Source organism: Roseixanthobacter psychrophilus (assembly GCF_043195195.1).
Classification (GTDB): domain Bacteria; phylum Pseudomonadota; class Alphaproteobacteria; order Rhizobiales; family Xanthobacteraceae; genus NCEH01.
Map to the genome: position 1 here is coordinate 1 of NZ_JBAFWT010000019.1, position 17,404 is coordinate 17,404.

Consider the following 17,404-nt stretch of genomic DNA (forward strand, 5'->3'; position numbering starts at 1 on the left):
AATGACCGAGGCAGGATCGCCCTCGAATTCGTCCGAGGGGAGAACGCCATAGCCGCCGTCGGACTTGAAGAGCGTGATGCAGACCATCAGGGTCTTGGCGAGGCTCCAGGCGTGGTCTTGAGCAAGGGTGAGGTTCTGCGACATTGTTTCGGCTCCCGTCTTGCGGCGGGGACCATCCCCGCTCGACAGGCGCCCGAAGCGTCCGGATCACGGCCGCGATCACCTCGCAGGCGAAGCCGCAGAGGCCGCATGCGCGCATAGCGGACCCCTGGCGGGTTGATCGCAGAAGGCCATGGCCGAGACCAAGGAATTGCGCTGATTGAGAGCGGGGTGGCTCACAGTGGAAGCCCCGGGTGCCGGGCTCGCAGAACTCTGTCAGAAGCGGGCCGTGACCTGCCTCCGCAGCCTGCTGGCTGTCACGTCGGCTGATCCGAGCCGGCCGTCATCACCAAAACGAATCGATCACGGGCAACTGATTCAATCATTGCGTTGGACCATGCGCACGCGCGCGTGGGACTGTGCATCATGCTAGACGATCATCGGCCCTCGCCATCAATGCTTCAGGTGCTCGTGCTCGACCGTATCGACGCGTCGCAGAACATGGCGCGTTACTATGTGCTGTCGATCGAGCCGACGTTATTCGGGGAGACGGCGATGGTGCGCGAATGGGGGCGGATCGGGAGCTTTGGGCAACGCCGCACGGAACTCTACGCGCAGCGCGAAGGTGCGCGCATGGCGCTTGGGACGTGGCTGGATCGCAAGCTTCGGCGCGGCTATCAGCTTCGGGTCGCGCCTGCACACCACAGTGGGAACGGCACGACTCGGTTACCCGACAGCCGTCACGAATGATCGCGGCGCCAGTGCGCAATGGTGATTTCTAACCATACCCGCCGCGCTTGATTCATGAACTCCTCGGCTCGTTACACAACAAGCCGAGGAATTTCCGATGCTTTTGCTCATCCCTGGCTCCGAGATCGCGCGGCATGGCGATCTGATGGAGCGCGTCTTCCGCTTCCGGCATGCCATCTTCGTCGAAGAAAAGGGCTGGACTGATCTGCGGCAGCCCGACGGCCTGGAACGGGACCGCTTCGACGACGCGCATGCGATTCATCAGGTCTGCCTGCGCGACGACGAGATCGTCGGCTACCAGCGGCTGCTTCCGACGACACGCCCGCATCTGCTCAGCGACGTCCTGACGGATCTTTGCCGCAGCAAGCCGCCGCGGGGACCGCGCGTCTTCGAATGGACACGCTTTTGCGTGGCACCCCGTCATCGCGAGCTCCGCCCCAGCGCAAACGGACCATTCCTCGAGCTGGCGCAAGGCGTGGTCGAATGGGGCATGGCGCATCGCGTGGATACCGTCACCGTGGCAATCGATTGGCGGCTGATGGTGATCGCGATGCAGCTGCGGTTCTTCGTGCGCCCTCTCGGCTTTCCCAAGCGCATCGGCCGCGACGAGGTCGTGGCGCTGCGCATGTCATTCAACCGGGAAACCCTCACGACGATCCAGCAGGCGCGGCATTGCGAAGGCTCGGTTCTCCCTGACCCCGGATCACTGCCTTCGGCGGCATAACCCAACTCTCTTAGATCAGGAGGTGCGCCGTGATCCGAACCGCCGATACGAAGCTCATCGCGAGTGAACTGCATTCTCGCTACGAGCCGCCCCGCGCCGTTGCGCTGATCGGACGGACGTTGCAGAAGGCCCTCTTTGCCGGCAGGGCGGACGAGGTGGTCTTTTGGGCATTGGTTTACGCACACTATCGTGGCGGCGATCTGTGCGACGCGACTGAAGAGCAGCTCGCTGCATTCCGGAAAAATATTCTGCCGGATCCCTCCGAGATGAACTGAATCTCGCCAATGCTTACGCCACGTCAAATCCTCAGGATCCACAAGATGCTTGGCTAATTTTAGTTACCTGGCGCAACATAGCCTCCTGAATCTAACGTCTAGACTTGGTCGTCATGCCATGACGATTACGGTCTTGCCCTTGCCCCCTTTGCCCGCTTCCATCGCCGCGATCCGGGCGATGGTCTCGCCGAGGGGGATGGTCCGCCCGATCGGGATGCGGAGCCGGCCGGTAGCGGCAAGATCGACGGCATGCTGGATATCCTTGGCCTTCAGACTGCCAAACACCATATTGCGCCGCCGCGACGCGATCGCGAGCAAGCGCTTATGCCACGACGGGTTAACATCGAGGATCACGCCGCGGGGCCTGGCGAGCAGATCGCCCTCAGCCGGCGTCAGGCTCCCGTGACAGTCGAACACGATGTCGAAGCGGTGGTGCAGCTCGCGCGGGATCGGCGCCTTGTAGCTGATCGCCGGATCGATCCCCGCCGCCACGGCGGCGTCGATGTCGTCCGGCCCGACGCGCCCGGCGATCACCGAGGCTCCCTTGGCGCTGGCGATCTGCGCCGCAGCCTGGCCGACGCCGCCCATAGCGCCGTTGATGAAGACGGATAGGCCGGGGCGAATGTCAGCGTAGCCGATCAGCCCGCGCCAGGCCGTGACGCCGACTGTCGGCAAGGCGGCGGCGTCCTCGAACGAAAGCGAGGCCGGCTTGAGCAGCGTCTGGCTCTCCCGCGCGATCATCGCCTCGCTGAACGCGCCGGGCGAGCGCAGCGGCGCCATTCCCATCACCGCATCGCCGATCGCGAAACCGGAAACGCCGGCGCCGACCTGTTCGACGGTGCCGGCGAAATCCATTCCCATGCCGCGCGGGAAACGCCAGCCGGTGATCAGCTTCAGATAGCCTTGCCGGATTTTCCAGTCGATCTCGTTGACCGAGGCTGCGTGAACGCGAACCCGCATCTCACCACGGCCGGGCAGCGGCAGGACATGGCTCTCCAAGCGCATCTCCTCGGGACCGCCATAACGATAATATTGGACTCGGCGGATCGGTTCGGATGGACCGCTTACGGACGCACTTGTAATAGCAGGACCATCGGGTTGTACGGTTCGGCCGGGGCGAACTCGTGCCGCCAGGCGCGCTTGTGCAGTTCCCAGGGGCTGCCGCCAGCCTCGCGCGCGGCCACGAGCTTGTCGGGATCGACATCGACGCCGAGTGGACGCCTGGCGAAATCCGGCGAAGTCTGCATGTGCTCGATCGACGTCCAGTTCTCGCCGAACTCGCCATAGTTGCTGACGTTCAGCTCGATGCTGTTGCGGTCGGGATCTTCGTAATAGAACGCCGTCTGCGCGCGTTCATCGACCGATAGCAATGGCAGGATGCCGAGCGTCTTCAGCCGCTTGTAGGTTCCGAGCAGTTCATCGAGCGTGCGATAGGCGAAGGCGACGTACTGGAGCCGCTGGTGCTTGCCGCGCTCGGCATCGAAAACAAGGCCCGGCAGTTCGACCACAGCAATCCGGTGATTGGCGGCGTCATTGGTGAGCCAGGCCGCCCGGGGACGCAAATCTCCCTCCTTGGCGCCGATCGGGTTTTCCGACCGAAAGACGAGGCGCATGCCCAGCACCTTGGCGTACCAGTCGGCCAAGCGGGCCATGTCGCCGGTGGTCAAACCGACATGATGAAGCGCGGGATGGATCGTCGTCTCGTCATTGAACATGCCTGTTTCCTTGCAAACCACGCGCAAGCAGTAGAAATGTCGTGGTATAGTTAGAATGGCAAGTAGGATGGGAAGGTCAGGGTAACTATGGAAAACCATAGTATGGAATGCAGCGGTGGCGCCGATCCCGACCGGCTGAATAGCGAAATGCGTCGCGCCTTCGCTGTTCTGTCAGGCAAGTGGAAGCTGGAGATCCTGTGGCTGCTCAACCAGCGCGTCCATCGCTTCGGGGAGCTGGGGCGGGCGATCCCGGGCATCACCCAGCACATGCTGACCGTGCAGCTCCGCGAGTTGGAGAGGGATGGCCTCGTCTCGCGCACCGTCTTCGCCGAGGTCCCGCCACGCGTCGACTACGCGATCACGTCGAAGGCGCGCGGGCTGAAGCCCGTGATCGATGCGCTGGTGGCGTGGTGTCGCGAATACGCGGAGTGAACGGGGCGCCTGGCGATGCGCGGGTCTGGGCCCTGATTAACGCGGGCCACCACAGCGGTCTCTCTCCTGACCTCTTCGAGACGCGCCGTTAAACGTCGGTCGGCGCGACGATGATCGATGCGGTGCTCGCCGTCGGTGGGTTCGCCGCGATTCCCGTCGACGTCGGGAAATCTCCGGGACCGGACGGGCCACACACGCCCTGCCCGTCCTTGCAGTTGGGATCAGCCATGGCGCGGGCATTGTTCGCCATGCCGCAAATCGTGGTCCCGTTGATGTCGGAGAAGCCGGAGCACTTTCCCGAATCGACCATCTTCTGGCAGTTGCCGGTGCCAAGCTGGATACACGCCGCGATGAGACTGGCGTCCACCTTCTGGCCGTCGAAGGTCGACATCGAGGCCAGCTGTTTCACGGCCGACGAGTTGTAGCCGGCGTTCGTGAGTCTGGCCCAGGCATCGACCTGATCCTGCAGCGACATGCACCCGTATCCGGCGCGATCCGTGCCGGCATATTTCTGGACATTGGCGTTGTTGAGCTGGAAGATTCCGGTGCAGCAACTGCCATTGTAGACGCCCTTGTTGCCGCCCGATTCGAAACGCCCGAGACCGCCCAACGAGCATGACGTCCCCTTGAGATCGTCGCGCAGCGAGGAGTTTCTCACCGCGTCGGTGATCTCCTGGGCCGAATAGTTGGTGCGCTCGCAATATTGGCCCTTCTGCGCCAGCGCATGGCCCGACAGGGCTGCGAGCAACATTGGAACGAAGGCGAGCGTCGTGAACAATCCGGCAATTCGCCTGGGCATGAGCGCCTCCTGATCCTGGTGGTCATCTGATCGAATAGGTCCGCGCGCAGTCCGGCACGTCGCGGCCGCCGACATTGGTCCGGAAGGCGATCGTGCCGGCTGCCGGATCGAAGCGTGTGAAGGAATTGTCGTTGCGGTTCTTCGCCGGGATCGCCGGATCGGCGTGATCCGCGTAGCAGCCCGTTGCCGTCTTGACGGTGAGAACCTTGCCGTTCTCGATCGTGACGATGCGCAGCGGGCAGGTCGATGGCTCGATCTCGGCGCCGGCGTCGTTCGCACCGCTGTCGCAATCGCGCGAGAGCGCGGTGCTGACAATGATCGTGCGGGGCCCGTCGCGATAGGTCGAGGACAGGGCCGTCACCAGGGCATTCTTGCCATTGAGCGGTCGCTTGAGCTCGGTGGTGACGTAGGCATTCGCTTCGCGGATCACGTCCGGCCAGACGAGCGTCTGCAGGGTGTCGGTTTTCGATAGCGTCTGGAAATTGTGGAACGTCATCGGCTGCCAGGCCCCGGAGCCCTGGTCCTGCGCAACGGCGGCCGTTGAGAGGGTGGTAAGCCCGACAAGTGCGATGACGAGAAAGGAACGCATCGAAGCCTCCTGATGCTGAGATGGCCGGCCAGCATGGCATGGCCGCAGGGGCGGTCCGGGCCGCGGCGCAAGCCGCGCCCCGCAAGGGGTCGCCTTGACCGCGCCGTCAGCGGACATGGGATGATGGCGGGCGCGCAGCCGTTTGATCATGGCGCGCCCAGCGGGATGTTGTTCGAGCAGCCGTCGACGGCCTGATGGTCGATGACGAGGCCGGTCTTCACCGTCTTCGTCGCGACATCATAGGCAGCGTAGGCGACGGTTCGGGCGGGGTCCACGGGTGCGCCCGCCGCGGCCGGCGCGAGCTCGAGGAAGCAGGCGTTACCCCCGTCGAGGGTGCGAACCTGAATGCCTTCATAGATGGCGATCCGCAGCGGACAGAGTTTTATCGTGGCGCGCGCCGACGCCTGGACCTCTTTCAGCGTGCAGCCGGTCGCCGTGTTCAGGATGCTGAGCACGACCGCCTTCCTGGCGCTCCAAATGACGAAATGCGCCTCGGTCGCCGGGGCGTTGGCGCTTGCGTAGCGCGTGTCGCCGCGCGCGAGATAGGCGCGGTTGTTGTCCTCGATGGCGTCCTTCCAGATGTCGGCATAGGTGGCGGTGTCCGCCGTCGCCTGCTGGAGATCGGCATAGGACATCGGACGCCACGCTCCTGGATCTGCGGTGAGCGCCTGGGCGTGGACGAGGGCCGGGATCACAAGAGACATCCATGCAGCGGTGATCGCTGGCAATCGTCGCGCGATATGCCGTGGAACGCAGGCGCCCATTCCTTCAACAACATCTAGTATACTGAACCAATGTCGCACCCGTGGAAAGCCCCCGCCGCGCTATTCGTATCGATCGCGGCCCGGGACCCAGCGCCACGCATCTTTCGGCGAGCGCTCACCGCCGCGCCAGGGGACAAGGGTTCGCGGCGGATCGACCGGCTGCATGTTCCAGACAGAGCGGTAATGATAGAAATTCGCGGTCTCGCGCCTGAGACGTCTGCCCCCGGCATCGAGAAAATCTGTGGCGCAATGCACGACGGGTCCCCGGTAGCGGCTGACGCGCGCGGTCTGGGCATCGAGCGCTCCGGGCTTGCAGCCGAAGAGCCAGACAGAGGTCGCGCGCGACGGCGGGATCGGGTCGTCGCCAAGCAGCCGGCGATAGGCGTCGTTGGCCTGGGCCTGCGTCGGATAGGAGAAGCGTTCGGTCAGGATCGGGGCGAACGTCGTCCGATCGGGAGCGTATTCGAGGCGCCCGGGCTGAACGCGGTCTGGCTCGTAGAGCGTGTCGCGCGATGGCGGAGGCAACGCCTCGACAACCGGCGACGTCGGGGCGGCGCAAGCCGCCAGGGCGAGCGCCAGAAGCCCGGGCGCGAGATAGGCCGCGACGTTCATGGCGCGGCCTCGGCGCCTTTCTTCGCGATCGCACGCCGCCGATCGCTGGTCCGGTACTCCCAGGGCATCTGGAACGTGCTGGCCCAGATGCCCCGATAGGCTTTGCGCGCGTCCCTCTCGGCCGACACATAAGCGCGGATCGCGGGATCCTGCTCGCTTGGCGGCAGGGTCATCGCAATGCCGTCGCGGATCATGTCGGCGCCGATATCGGCGTGATCCGCCGAGGCGCAGCGCGCGAGGTGCTCGCCCTGCTCATCGCGAAGAATGTTGCAGGCAACCCATTTGTTGAGCGTTGCCGAGACCAGCCAAGCCGCCGCCACGGTGCCGCACGGCCAGGGCTGACGGCCAAGATGAGCGGCCTGCCCTGGCGCACAGGTGTCGATGCCGTAGAGCCGATAGACAGCCTGCGTCTCGATATCGCGAAAGCGCGTCCCGTCGAGAACCTCGACGCGCAGCGGTGGCGATTGCAGCGCGCTACCTGGCGAGTAAAGGCCGGATCGTTCCGGCGATTGCGCGCCGGCCAATGTGGTCGCGGCAAGCGTGGCGACCATGACGATGGTCCCCGTTCTGGCGCCGCGGTTACGCCCCCGCGTCATCACGGTTGCCCAGGTCGAGCTTGTGGAAGGCATTGGCGATGACGTCGGTGGTGTAGACTGTCTCGCCGGCCTTATCCTTGTAAGAGCCGTCGGCGATGCGGCACTCCGCGTAGACGGCGTCGCCTTTGACGACATGGGTCAGCGCCCATTGGGCGACCTTTTCGTTCAGCAGGCTGATCGTCACCCAGTCGGTCTCTTCCTTTCGCTCGCCCTTGCTGTCGGTCCAGACGCGATCGGTCGCGACATTGACCTTGGCGGTCTTGCCAAAGGCCTTCGGTGCCTGTCCGACATGGCCGCGAAGGATGAAGAGGTTGGTGGTTCTCATGGGCAAGGCTCCCTCGGCTGGTGGTGGCGTTGGTCATGGCGGCGCGATCCCTGGCGTGTCCGGGGCGCTCGAGGCTGTTGGCTGCGACGGCGTCGTAGCCGATCGATCCGCCCGGAGCGCGCGCAGGATGATGGCGTTCGGTTCGGGCAGGTCGGCGAAGGCCCACAGCCCGGCGTGTCCGCGTTGCGCCACGAGCTGCGCGACGAAGTAGGGCGGGTGGACCGGCTTGCCGTCGGGTGTCAGCGCCGCGAAGCCGTAGCCGGTCGAAATCAGCGCGGTGCCGAGATCGATCCGTGAGCCGGCGCCTGCTCCGCTCAGTGGTTGCGCGATGCAGAACACGAAGACCGTGCGCGCCTCCGGCAGGGCAGCCGCCTGGTAGCATTGTGGCTTCAGGTCCCGCGTCAGCGCGATCAGCATCGCGAGCGAGGCCTCGCCGCAATCACGCTTCACGCCATGCGCATTGGTGACGATGGTGCCGCGAAGGCAGGACTGAACCCCGTAGAGGCGATAGATCACGCCGCCGTCCGTCCAGCTGTCGCCGGTCTGGTAGACAGCGTTGCCTGGGACGGCAAACCAGCCCGGCGCGGCGGACTGCGCCGCCACGGGCGATACCGCGGCTGCCAGCACGAGGAGCGCGACGCGGACGCGGCGCATCTCAGTATCCCCTCAGCGAGAAATAAAAGCGCTGCGCGCCGTTCGCCGTGGAGATGTCGACATAATTGGGCTCGGTGCGAGCCTGCCGTGGTGTCGTGGGATAGGTGGTCTCACACGACCCATCGTCACCACTATGGCAACCGCGCCGCGGTTTGGAGGTGTCGGCGCAAAGATCACCGTTCGGCGCCGGCACGAGCGCGTCGGAATCGCCGCCGGTTCGTTGCATGGGCGTCGTGCCGGTCGGGCAGGGGAAATAGGGCTCAAAGCCAAGGCGCCCGGCATTGCCTTCCGGGCAGGTCGGCCAGGACCCGCCGCGCGCGAGCGACCGGAAGAGCTGCTGCATGACCGGCACGCAATAGGGAATGCCCGACCAGCTGGGCGCCGTGGCAGCGGCGCAAAGGAGTACCTTGCAGCCAAATGAGGCATCCTGCGCCCCGGCTCCGCCGGGCCCAAGCGCGCCGCCGGTGACAATTATCGCCATTGCCAACCACTGAGGCCGCTTCATCCGCCCTCCTTTTCGGTCCTCTAGGAAAACCCGTCGCCAGTCGTGTTGCCATCGTATCAACATTCAATATATTGTCCATGACGAATTGATTTGAGGGCAGGGCATGTGGATTCGCGGCTTGACGATCGGAACGCTCCTGACGACCGGGATGGCAGGGGCCAGCGCGCAGAGCGGAGCGCCTACGACGCTCGCCACCGTCGACAGTTCCGGCCGCGTCGTCCCGATCGAAGCGCCGGCGCAACCGGTCGAGATACTCCAGGGTCAGAAGGGCGCGGCATCTCCCTGTGCGCCTGCCACGGACCTCGCATCCGATGCCGCGAGGGCGCTGATCGTGAGGATCGCCACAGAGGAGAAGTTCTATCCGGACTTCGTCCTGTCGGTCGCCAAGATCGAGAGCCGCTATCTGTCGACGGCGCTATCGGAAAAGGGCGCGTATGGCCTGATGCAGTTGATGCCCGAGACGGCGCAGCGTTTCGATGTCGATCTGTGCGACCCGGTAGGCAATGTACGCGGCGGCGTCCGCTTTCTGCGCGCGCTGCACGAGCGCTACCGGAATCCGTTCTTCATTCTCGCCGCCTACAACGCCGGTGAGGCCGCCGTGCAAAAAAGCCGCGGTGTTCCGCCTTATCCCGAGACCGTGCGTTTCGTCGCCGACGTCATGAACGACTTCTACACATGGCCAGACCCCGCCGCGGCCGCGACAGTCGGCGCCGCGCGGGTCGCGTCGGCCGCTGCCGACATCATCCAACCTCTCTCCGGCGGCGCTTCACCAGCGGCAGCCTCGGAGCCTGCGAAGCCACGCGCCAAGACACAATGGAGCGACGGCTTCGTGATGCATGTCGACTGAGGAGACCGTAGATGAAGCAGCCGTCGAGACGCCTTCCTTACCTCACCGGAGCCATGTTGCTCCTGATGACCGCCGGCGCCGCCGCACAGTCGGGCGGCACACTGCAGCCGGTGCAGTCGACGCTGACCACCCTCGTGCAGGCGCTGACCGGCCCGATCGCCACCGCGCTGGCGACGCTTGCCGTCATCGCCTGCGGCTTCTTCGCCTGGTCGGGCCGGCTGACCTGGGGCATCGCCGGCAGTGTGATCTTCGGCATCGTGCTGGTGTTCGGTTCGGCGCAGATCGTTCAGTTCTTCCAGTCGGCGGTCGGTCAATGAACAGCCAGCACCTCGAAGAGCCGCATATCAGCCCGCTGGTCAAAGCACTCACACGCGCGCCGACGCTGATGGGCGTGCCGTACATGTATTTCATGTTCAACGGCGTGGTCTCGTCGGTCTGCTTTCTGATCTCCCACAATTTGTTCCTGCTGCTGGTCGCGATCCCGCTGCATCTGTTCGGCTACATATTGACGCTGCGCGATGATCGCATCTTCGAAATCCTGTTCGTCAAATCGACAAGATGCCCACCCCGCTCGCGCGCCTTCTGGGCCGCCGACAGCTATTGCGCGTGAGGCGAAGGCATGGTGGCAAAGGCGCTTCTCGATGAGCTGACCTTCGGCGCGGTCTCGCGCCGGGAGCGTCCTGTGGCCAGCCACATCCCCTATACCCGCCATGTCGACGATCACGTCATCAAGACCCGCGACGGTCTCGTCATGACGGTCCTGAAGTGCGAGGGCTATTCCTTCGAGACCGCCGACATCAGCGAGATCAACTCCCGCCTGTTGGCGCGCAACGACCTCGTCCGCACGCTGGCGAATTCACGCTTCGCGCTCGTCAGCCATATCATCCGCCGCGAGGTGCAGCCGCGGATCGCGTCGAGCTTCGACAATGCGCTGTGCCGCGAGATCGACGAGCGCTATGACGCGGCGCTGTCGCAGCGGCGGATGTTCGTCAATGATCTCTATCTGACTATCGTGCGTCGGCCGCTGCAGGGTCAGGCCGGCACGTTCGACGCGATGTTGACGAAGCTGCTTGGACGCAAGGACGCCGCCGGCGAATCTGTGGCGTCGCAGACGGCCTTGAGCGAGTTGCACGACGCCTCGACCGCGGTGCGCGAGAATCTCGCCGCCTATGGAGCGCGCCAACTCGGCGTCGTACGCCGCTGCGGCGTTTGGCACTCGGAACCGCTGGAATTCCTGGTTCAGCTCGTCAATGGTGGCATCCCCCGCCCAATGCACTTGCCACGCATGGCGCTCGCGGATGCGCTGTCGATGAAGCGGATCTTCTTCGGCAAGAACGCAATCGAAATCCGTGGCGCCGGGCCCGAGGACACCCGCTTCGGCGCCATGGTGTCGATCCGCGAGTATCCGGCGCAGACCGGACCGGGCTCCTTCGACAATCTGCTGCGCGTGCCGCACGAGTTCATCGCGACGCAGAGTTTCGCCATCGTCGACCGCCCCGAGGCGGCCAAGCAGATCGACCGCGTCGCCCGGCAGGTCGACATGTCGGACGAGGCCGGCTCCATCATCGCCGAGCATCTCGACGAAGCCCGTGACGAACTCCTGGCGTCCGAGGCGATTTACGGCGAGCACCACATGTCGGTGATGTGCCTCGGTCGCACGGTTGCCGAGGTTGCCGCCACCGTGACCGCGGTCGGCGCCGCGTTGACCGATCGCTCGGTGATCTGGACGCGCGAGGATCTCAATTGCGAGCCGGCCTTCTGGGCTCAGCTGCCTGGCAATTTCCCCTACATCGCGCGCAAGTCGGTGATCTCCTCAAAGAACTTCGCCGGCTTCACGTCATTGCATAATTACCCGAGTGGGCGGTTGGACGGGAACCATTGGGGTCCGGCGATCTCGGTGTTCGAAACCACCTCGCAGACCGCCTATTACTACAATCACCATGTTCGCGACCTCGGCAACTTCACCGTCGTCGGGCCCTCGGGCAGCGGCAAGACGGTCTTCCTGTCCTTCATCTCGGCGCAGTCGCAACGCGTCACGCCGCGACCGAAGCTGCTGTTCGTCGACAAGGATCGTGGTGCCGAGATCTTCATCCGGGCCATGGGCGGCCAGTACGAGGTGCTCGTCCCCGGCGAGCCGACCGGCTTCAACCCACTGTCCTTGCCCGACACCGCGCCGAACCGGGAATTCCTGTTCCAGCTTCTCGGCTTCATGCTGCGCCCAAGCCATGGCGGAGAGCTCAGCGCCTCCGAGGAGCAGGTCATTCGCAACGCCATCGCTTCTGCGCTGAGCGCCGGACCCGATGGGCGGACGCTGAAGGCCTTCTCGACGCTGCTGCGTGGCCGCATCCGGGCCGGGGAGGGCGACCTGCTCGCACGGCTGGAGAGCTGGATGCGGGCGGATCAGCGTGGCTGGCTGTTCAATAATGAGGCCGATCAGTTCTCGGTCTCGAGCATCTTCGGTTTCGACATGACGCGGGTGCTGGACGATCCTGTCATCCGCACGGCGGCGCTGATGTACATCTTCCACCGCACCGAGGAGCTGCTCACCGGCGATCCCGTGATGATCTTCCTCGACGAGGGCTGGCGGCTGCTCGACGATCCGGTCTTTGCCTTCTTCATCAAGGACAAGCTGAAGACCATCCGCAAGCAGAACGGCATCATCGGTTTCGGCACGCAATCCGCCGCCGACATCGTGCGCTCGAACTCGGCGAGCACGCTGATCGAACAGACCGCGACCAACGTCTTCTTTCCGAACCCGAAGGCGGATGACGAGAGTTACACCCGCGCGTTCCGACTCTCGGAGCGCGAGGTGACCTGGATCCGCAGCACGGTGCCGGAGTCACGCTCGTTCCTGATCAAGCACGGTCGCGACAGCGTCATCGCCAAGCTCAACCTCGGCGGCATGCCCGACATCATCAAGGTTCTGTCGGGTCGCACCGAGACCGTCGCCGAGCTCGACGCGCTACGCGCCCGCGTCGGTGACGATCCAGCCGTCTGGCTCCCGATCTTCACGGGGAGGGTTGAGGCATGAAGCGTCTCGCAATCGCGGCCATCGCCTGGTCATGCATCGGCGCAGGCAGTGCGCTTGCCGCCATCCCGACCAGCGACGCTGCGCAGCTGACGCAGCACTCGGAGACCGCGGGCGCGACCGTCAAGCTGGTGCCGATCACGACGCAGCGCCAGAACGCCAATCAGGGCGTCAAATGCGCGGTGACGACCGGCAAGAAGGCCAGCGTCACCGATCCGACGGTGCAGCCGCAGTCGGGCGCGGGCAGCCGGACCATCCAGGCCTATGCCCCGGACATGCCGGCGACCCCGGCCGCCGATGCACGCGGCGCCGCGCTCAACAGCCAGACCTTGTTCAAATCGACGGGCGATGTCGTCGCCGGCCTCGACGCCAGCCGATCGACGCTCGGCGCTGCCCAATCCGCCTTCCGGGCGGCCGGCACCGAAGTGGGGACCGCGACCACGGTGATGGCCGCGATCGATATGAACAGTGCCGCACGTGTGCAGAACAATCTCGCCTGGAACGGCGCGATGGGCTCGACCAATATCTGGGTGACGGCCCTGAACGCGCTCAATCTGGCGAACAACAGCGACCTGAGCCGCGCTGCCATCGGCATGCGCTCGACCACGACGCCCTCGGGAAACTCGATCGCGCCGGCGTGTCCGGTCGGCATGGTGGGATCCGGTACGATCGCCGATCCGTGCCATGCGGCGGCCTCGTGTTCCACGACCCCGCCGGGCACGCCCGCCGACCCGGCTTGCGTGAGCGCGCGATACGTCGATAGCGATGCAAACGTCCAATCCTACCTTTCTCGGGTTCAGGACCCGGCTCCATCGACCGCTACCGTCCCGCCACCTCAGGCGCCCTTGTCCGGCGCTGATGTCGCCGCCGCGATCGAGAGCATTCAAGCCAACGGCCAATAGGAGGCTGCCATGCGATCTGTCCTGAAACTGGCGCTCGGTCTCGCCGTGGGCATAATCATTGCCACGTCCGCAGCGCGCGCGCAGGTGCCGGTGATCGACAATGCCAACCTGACGAAAGCACAGGAGATCGCGACCAGCACCCGGCAGATCCTCGACGCCGACCAGCAGATCCTGCAATTCACGCAGAAGACGCTTGCCGCGGTGACCGGGGATCGCACCTCGCAGGCGCAGGGGAGCCTGGCGCAGATGGCCCTGGGTGGTGGTTTCTCCATGGCGAAGGCCCCGTCACTGGGCTCGGTGATTTCGGGCGGCTCGTTGTCCTTCGCAGGCTTGGGCTCGGGATCGCAGAACATCGTCTCGACGCTGATCAACGGCCTGCAGCTCGTCCAGACCATCACCGGGATGACTGGCGGTCAGACGCACCCGGTCGACACCGCCTACAAGAACTCCGTCAATGTCGCGGCGACCCTGTCCGGCCTGATCGACTCGACGCAGGGAGCTGTTCAGCAGCGCTCCTCCGCATTTACCCAAGGCGGCCAGCAGATCGGCCAGGCCCAGGACCTGAAGGGCAGCGTCGACCAGAACACGCAGGTGCAGATCCAGACCGGCCAGACCATCAACGAGCTCAACGGCGTCGTGAACAATGCGGCGGCCGCTGCCAACCAGGCCAATCTCGATCGCATCGCGGCGGAATCCGCCGTCGCGCGCGCCATGAAATTCACCCAGCAATGACGTCGGAGGACGCTTGAACAAGATCACCATCGCCGTCGCCGCTGCGATCATCCTCATCGTCGCCGCCGGCGTGATCATCATTCGCATGCCCGCGCCACCGGCCCCCGCTGCGCAGACGGAGAGCAAGCCGGACACCGAAGGCCTGTCGCGCGCCATGACCTTCACCTCGCCGGCCGAGCCGAAGAAATGATCCGCACCTCGGCAGCACTCGCCGCCCTTTGCGGTCTCGCGCTTGCCCTCGCGGGCTGTGCCTACAAGCCACTCAAGGCGCCGTGTTCGCCGGACGAAGGCGGCGCTCCGCTCGGCTACGCGGCGTCCACGCCGACGCCATCACCTCAGCCGTTCGAGTCGTTTGACGCCTGCGGCCCGATGAAACCGATCTGAGGGCGCGATGGCGACGTTCAGCATCACCTCGCTGCTGCAATCGGTCGACCAGATCGGCCAGAACTACGTCTCGACCGCCTACCAGGCGCTGTCGAACGCGCTGACGTCGGGCGGAGCGACGAGCGTCGCCGGGCTGCTCCTGACGCTTTATGTGATCTTCTGGGGCGTCGGCATCTGGCAGGGCACGGCAACCGGCGGCCCGGCCGACCACGCCTTCAGGCTGTTCCGCGCCTTCCTGATCTATGCGCTCGCGACCAGTTGGAACGATTTTCAGACGCTGGCCTACCGGTTCATGAATGACGGGCCGTCGGCAATCGGCAACGCGCTGCTCAGCGCCGTGACCACCGCCAACAACACCGGCACGGCGCAGAACCTGAGCTCGGTCAACGGCGTGCAATCGGCCCTGCAGAACATGTGGGACACCACCAACAGCGCCACCGAAGCGTTCCTGCAGAATGCGGGCCTCACCAATTGGGGGCCCTACATCTTCGCCGCCGTCTTCTATGTGGTGATGGCGCTGCTGATCGGCTTCGCGATCTTCCTGATCGTGCTGTCGAAGCTCTTCATGTGGCTGCTGCTGGCGCTGGCGCCGGTATTCATCATCCTGCTGCTGTTTGGCGTCACCTCGCGCTTCTTCAGCGGCTGGCTCGGCACGCTCATCCAGTATTTTCTGGTGCAGGTGCTCGTCTACGCCTTCCTCGCCTTCTACGTCTCGCTGATCCAGCAGACGATCGACACGCTGAATGGCGTCGCGAACACCAAGAGCGCGAGCTGGGCGACGATTGGCCCGGTCGTGCTGCTGGCCATCATCGGCGTGCTGCTGCTGGCTCAGATCAACAATGTCGCGGCGGCCATTGCCGGCGGTGTGCCAATCTCGAGTTCGCGGATCGGTGCGGTGCTCGCCACGGTCAGCGGCTATCGGCTCGGCATGGCGGCAAACAGGGCCCGTCTTGCCTTTCGCAACCCGTTGAACCCGGCCTCGACATCACGGCGCGAGGAACTGGCGGCACGCCAGCGTGCGCGTGTCGGGCTGCGCGCGGCGTCGTGGGCGCAATCGCCTGAGTTCCGCAGGCTCGCCGAGCAGATCAAGCATCCCGGCTCGCCGCCGGCGCAAGGTGGGGGAGGGAACCGGCCTTGAGCGATACCCCAGTGACAGAGGCTGGAGCGGTCGATGTCCCGGCTAAGATCGACCCCCGCTATTACGCTGAGGGCGCAACCTGGGAATATGACGTCGCACGGCGTAACCGGAACTCGCGAGCGCTGGCCTGGATCGTCGCCGGCGTCATGACCATCGTTGCCGTCGCCTCGCTCGGTACATTGGCGCTGCTGGTGCCGCTGAAGACCTACGAGCCCTATATGGTGGTCGTCGACAGGACGACGGGCTTTGTCGAGGTCAAACGCCCGATGGCCGAGGGGCCGCTGACGCAGGACGAGGCCGTCACCACCTTCAATGTCGTTCGCTACATCAAGGCGCGCGAGACCTACGATCCGAGGGCGCTGAAGGACAATTTCGACCTGGCACAGTTGCTCGCCACCGGCGACGCGGCGCGTGAGCTGACCGAGATCTATTCGCCGGCCAATCCGCAAAATCCCGTCAAGATCTACGGCTCCAACACCGAGGTCTCGGTCTCGGTCAAGTCGGTGACGTTCCCGAACAACCGCACCGCGCTGGTGCGGTTCTCCACCGATGAGAAAACGGCGACCAGCATCACGACGCGCAACTGGGTCTCGCTCGTGCGCTTCCGCTACACCTCCGCGCCGATGCGCAACGAGTATCGCTTCGACAATCCGCTCGGCTTCCAGGTGCTCGAATATCGACGCGACCAGGAGACGGCTCCCTCTCCCGGCACGGCCGGAGCGCAAAGATCATGAGGCGGCGCCTGATCCTTGCAGGCTGCGTCTTGCTTGCGTCCGGCCATGCGTTCGCGGAAGCGATCCCGCGCGCGGGACGGGTCGATGCTCGCGTCCGCGACGTCGTCTATAACCGCGACAACGTCACGGCGATCGACGCCACCTACGGCACGTCGACGATGATCCAGCTGCAGCCGGACGAGAAGATCGAGACGCTGGCGCTCGGCGATTCCCTTGCCTGGAAGGTCGAGCCCAATCGCAAGGGCGACATCATCTTCGTCAAGCCGATCGACAAGAATGCGCAATCCAACCTCAATGTCGTCACCGACAAGCGCATCTACAGCTTCCTGCTGCGGTCGAACACGCGCGCGCCGAATGACCAGATCTACGCGGTTCGGTTCCGGTTTCCCGACGACGAGGCGAGCGCGAAGCTGCTCGTGGCCGCCAAGGAGCGCGCCGCCAATCCGAACCTGCGCGATCTCAACATCGCCAATGCCAACAGCGACTATGGCTACAAGGGTTCGTCGGCCAACAAGCCGGTCGCGGTGTTCGACGACGGCGTCAAGACCTGGTTCCGCTTCGAGGGCGAGACGCCGGCGATCTACATCGTCGATGCCGAGCGCAATGAGAGCCTGGTCAATTTCCGGACCGAGGGACCGTTCGTCGTCGTCGACAAGGTCAGCCCGCAATGGACGCTGCGCAATGGCACTGAATCGACCTGCATCTTCAATCGGCGTGCGACCAATGTGCACGAGCCGAATGGGCTCGAGCCCTATGCGCCGCAGCGCGTAGGTTTTCCGTCAGCCAGCGCAGGAGGCTGA

At 64.9% G+C, this 17,404-nt stretch carries 25 protein-coding genes; 15 read left to right on the forward strand and 10 right to left on the reverse strand.

The genetic code is table 11. The features are described from left to right. Positions 1-525: 525 nt before the first annotated feature. The 3 genes from V5F77_RS16560 to V5F77_RS16570 all read left to right on the forward strand — a co-directional run bounded on the left by V5F77_RS16560 (position 526) and on the right by V5F77_RS16570 (position 1,848). Positions 526-849 carry a WGR domain-containing protein gene (locus V5F77_RS16560; RefSeq protein ID WP_429006467.1) on the forward strand — a complete coding sequence of 108 codons (324 nt, stop codon included), beginning with the start codon at positions 526-528 and terminating at the stop codon, positions 847-849. Between the two features lie 97 nt (positions 850-946). Then, complete coding sequence (locus V5F77_RS16565) at positions 947-1,573, forward strand: acyl-homoserine-lactone synthase (RefSeq protein WP_429006468.1); 627 nt, start codon at positions 947-949, stop codon at positions 1,571-1,573. Between the two features lie 29 nt (positions 1,574-1,602). Then, a complete protein-coding gene (locus tag V5F77_RS16570; RefSeq protein ID WP_429006469.1) occupies positions 1,603-1,848 on the forward strand; it encodes a hypothetical protein in 246 nt (81 codons plus the stop codon). 111 nt (positions 1,849-1,959) lie between these two features. Here the strand turns inward: V5F77_RS16570 and V5F77_RS16575 are convergent, their stop codons facing one another. Both V5F77_RS16575 and V5F77_RS16580 read right to left on the reverse strand, forming a co-directional pair. After that, complete coding sequence (locus tag V5F77_RS16575) at positions 1,960-2,853, reverse strand: NADP-dependent oxidoreductase (RefSeq protein WP_429006470.1); 894 nt, start codon at positions 2,851-2,853, stop codon at positions 1,960-1,962. A 59-nt stretch (positions 2,854-2,912) separates the two neighbouring features. Further along, positions 2,913-3,563, reverse strand: coding sequence for a VOC family protein (locus V5F77_RS16580; RefSeq protein WP_429006471.1), 651 nt, complete (start codon positions 3,561-3,563; stop codon positions 2,913-2,915). Positions 3,564-3,650: 87 nt separating this feature from the next. On the opposite strand from V5F77_RS16580, the gene V5F77_RS16585 reads away from it, so the two are divergent. Beyond that, entirely contained in the window at positions 3,651-3,995 is a 345-nt protein-coding gene (locus V5F77_RS16585; RefSeq protein ID WP_429006472.1) for a winged helix-turn-helix transcriptional regulator, read from the forward strand. A gap of 88 nt (positions 3,996-4,083) precedes the next feature. On the opposite strand, the gene V5F77_RS16590 is transcribed toward V5F77_RS16585, so the two are convergent. The 8 genes from V5F77_RS16590 to V5F77_RS16625 form a co-directional block, all read right to left on the reverse strand. Further along, positions 4,084-4,773, reverse strand: coding sequence for a hypothetical protein (locus tag V5F77_RS16590; RefSeq protein WP_429006473.1), 690 nt, complete (start codon positions 4,771-4,773; stop codon positions 4,084-4,086). A 43-nt stretch (positions 4,774-4,816) separates the two neighbouring features. Further along, positions 4,817-5,383, reverse strand: a complete 567-nt coding sequence (locus V5F77_RS16595) for a hypothetical protein (RefSeq protein WP_429006474.1) — start codon at positions 5,381-5,383, stop codon at positions 4,817-4,819. Positions 5,384-5,529: 146 nt separating this feature from the next. After that, positions 5,530-6,147, reverse strand: a complete 618-nt coding sequence (locus V5F77_RS16600) for a hypothetical protein (protein ID WP_429006475.1) — start codon at positions 6,145-6,147, stop codon at positions 5,530-5,532. Positions 6,148-6,207: 60 nt separating this feature from the next. After that, positions 6,208-6,759: a hypothetical protein gene (locus V5F77_RS16605; protein ID WP_429006476.1), complete on the reverse strand. Its 552-nt coding sequence runs from the start codon at positions 6,757-6,759 to the stop codon at positions 6,208-6,210. Next, on the reverse strand, positions 6,756-7,283 hold the full coding sequence (locus V5F77_RS16610; RefSeq protein ID WP_429006477.1) for a thermonuclease family protein: 528 nt from the start codon (positions 7,281-7,283) through the stop codon (positions 6,756-6,758). The genes V5F77_RS16605 and V5F77_RS16610 overlap by 4 nt, the downstream gene beginning before the upstream one ends. A 55-nt stretch (positions 7,284-7,338) precedes the next feature. Further along, entirely contained in the window at positions 7,339-7,680 is a 342-nt protein-coding gene (locus V5F77_RS16615) for a single-stranded DNA-binding protein (protein WP_213375244.1), read from the reverse strand. 33 nt (positions 7,681-7,713) lie between these two features. Next, complete coding sequence (locus V5F77_RS16620; protein ID WP_246544815.1) at positions 7,714-8,334, reverse strand: thermonuclease family protein; 621 nt, start codon at positions 8,332-8,334, stop codon at positions 7,714-7,716. A gap of 1 nt (position 8,335) precedes the next feature. Beyond that, positions 8,336-8,839: a hypothetical protein gene (locus tag V5F77_RS16625; protein WP_429006478.1), complete on the reverse strand. Its 504-nt coding sequence runs from the start codon at positions 8,837-8,839 to the stop codon at positions 8,336-8,338. 118 nt (positions 8,840-8,957) lie between these two features. Between V5F77_RS16625 and V5F77_RS16630 the strand changes: the two genes are divergently transcribed. From V5F77_RS16630 to virB9, 11 genes are read left to right on the forward strand one after another with little or no spacing between them, the layout of a single operon-like run. Further along, the gene (locus V5F77_RS16630) at positions 8,958-9,686 is read left to right on the forward strand and encodes a lytic transglycosylase domain-containing protein (RefSeq protein ID WP_394015625.1); all 729 of its coding nucleotides are present in this window, start codon (positions 8,958-8,960) and stop codon (positions 9,684-9,686) included. An 11-nt stretch (positions 9,687-9,697) separates the two neighbouring features. Further along, on the forward strand, positions 9,698-10,003 hold the full coding sequence (locus V5F77_RS16635) for a TrbC/VirB2 family protein (RefSeq protein ID WP_429006479.1): 306 nt from the start codon (positions 9,698-9,700) through the stop codon (positions 10,001-10,003). Beyond that, positions 10,000-10,296 (forward strand): type IV secretion system protein VirB3, encoded by a 297-nt coding sequence (locus tag V5F77_RS16640; protein WP_429006480.1) that lies wholly within the window; start codon positions 10,000-10,002, stop codon positions 10,294-10,296. Before V5F77_RS16635 ends, V5F77_RS16640 begins: the two co-directional genes overlap by 4 nt. Before the next feature lie 9 nt (positions 10,297-10,305). Further along, positions 10,306-12,717: a VirB4 family type IV secretion/conjugal transfer ATPase gene (locus tag V5F77_RS16645; protein ID WP_429006481.1), complete on the forward strand. Its 2,412-nt coding sequence runs from the start codon at positions 10,306-10,308 to the stop codon at positions 12,715-12,717. Further along, the gene (locus V5F77_RS16650) at positions 12,714-13,616 is read left to right on the forward strand and encodes a hypothetical protein (RefSeq protein ID WP_429006482.1); all 903 of its coding nucleotides are present in this window, start codon (positions 12,714-12,716) and stop codon (positions 13,614-13,616) included. Before V5F77_RS16645 ends, V5F77_RS16650 begins: the two co-directional genes overlap by 4 nt. Positions 13,617-13,625: 9 nt before the next feature. After that, complete coding sequence (locus V5F77_RS16655) at positions 13,626-14,348, forward strand: type IV secretion system protein (protein WP_429006483.1); 723 nt, start codon at positions 13,626-13,628, stop codon at positions 14,346-14,348. 13 nt (positions 14,349-14,361) lie between these two features. After that, positions 14,362-14,538, forward strand: a complete 177-nt coding sequence (locus V5F77_RS16660; protein ID WP_429006484.1) for a hypothetical protein — start codon at positions 14,362-14,364, stop codon at positions 14,536-14,538. Beyond that, positions 14,535-14,732 carry a hypothetical protein gene (locus V5F77_RS16665; protein ID WP_429006485.1) on the forward strand — a complete coding sequence of 66 codons (198 nt, stop codon included), beginning with the start codon at positions 14,535-14,537 and terminating at the stop codon, positions 14,730-14,732. The genes V5F77_RS16660 and V5F77_RS16665 overlap by 4 nt, the downstream gene beginning before the upstream one ends. A 7-nt stretch (positions 14,733-14,739) precedes the next feature. Continuing rightward, complete coding sequence (locus V5F77_RS16670; protein ID WP_429006486.1) at positions 14,740-15,870, forward strand: type IV secretion system protein; 1,131 nt, start codon at positions 14,740-14,742, stop codon at positions 15,868-15,870. After that, positions 15,867-16,604: a virB8 family protein gene (locus tag V5F77_RS16675; RefSeq protein ID WP_394039617.1), complete on the forward strand. Its 738-nt coding sequence runs from the start codon at positions 15,867-15,869 to the stop codon at positions 16,602-16,604. The genes V5F77_RS16670 and V5F77_RS16675 overlap by 4 nt, the downstream gene beginning before the upstream one ends. After that, positions 16,601-17,404: a P-type conjugative transfer protein VirB9 gene (gene virB9, locus V5F77_RS16680; RefSeq protein ID WP_429006487.1), complete on the forward strand. Its 804-nt coding sequence runs from the start codon at positions 16,601-16,603 to the stop codon at positions 17,402-17,404. Before V5F77_RS16675 ends, virB9 begins: the two co-directional genes overlap by 4 nt.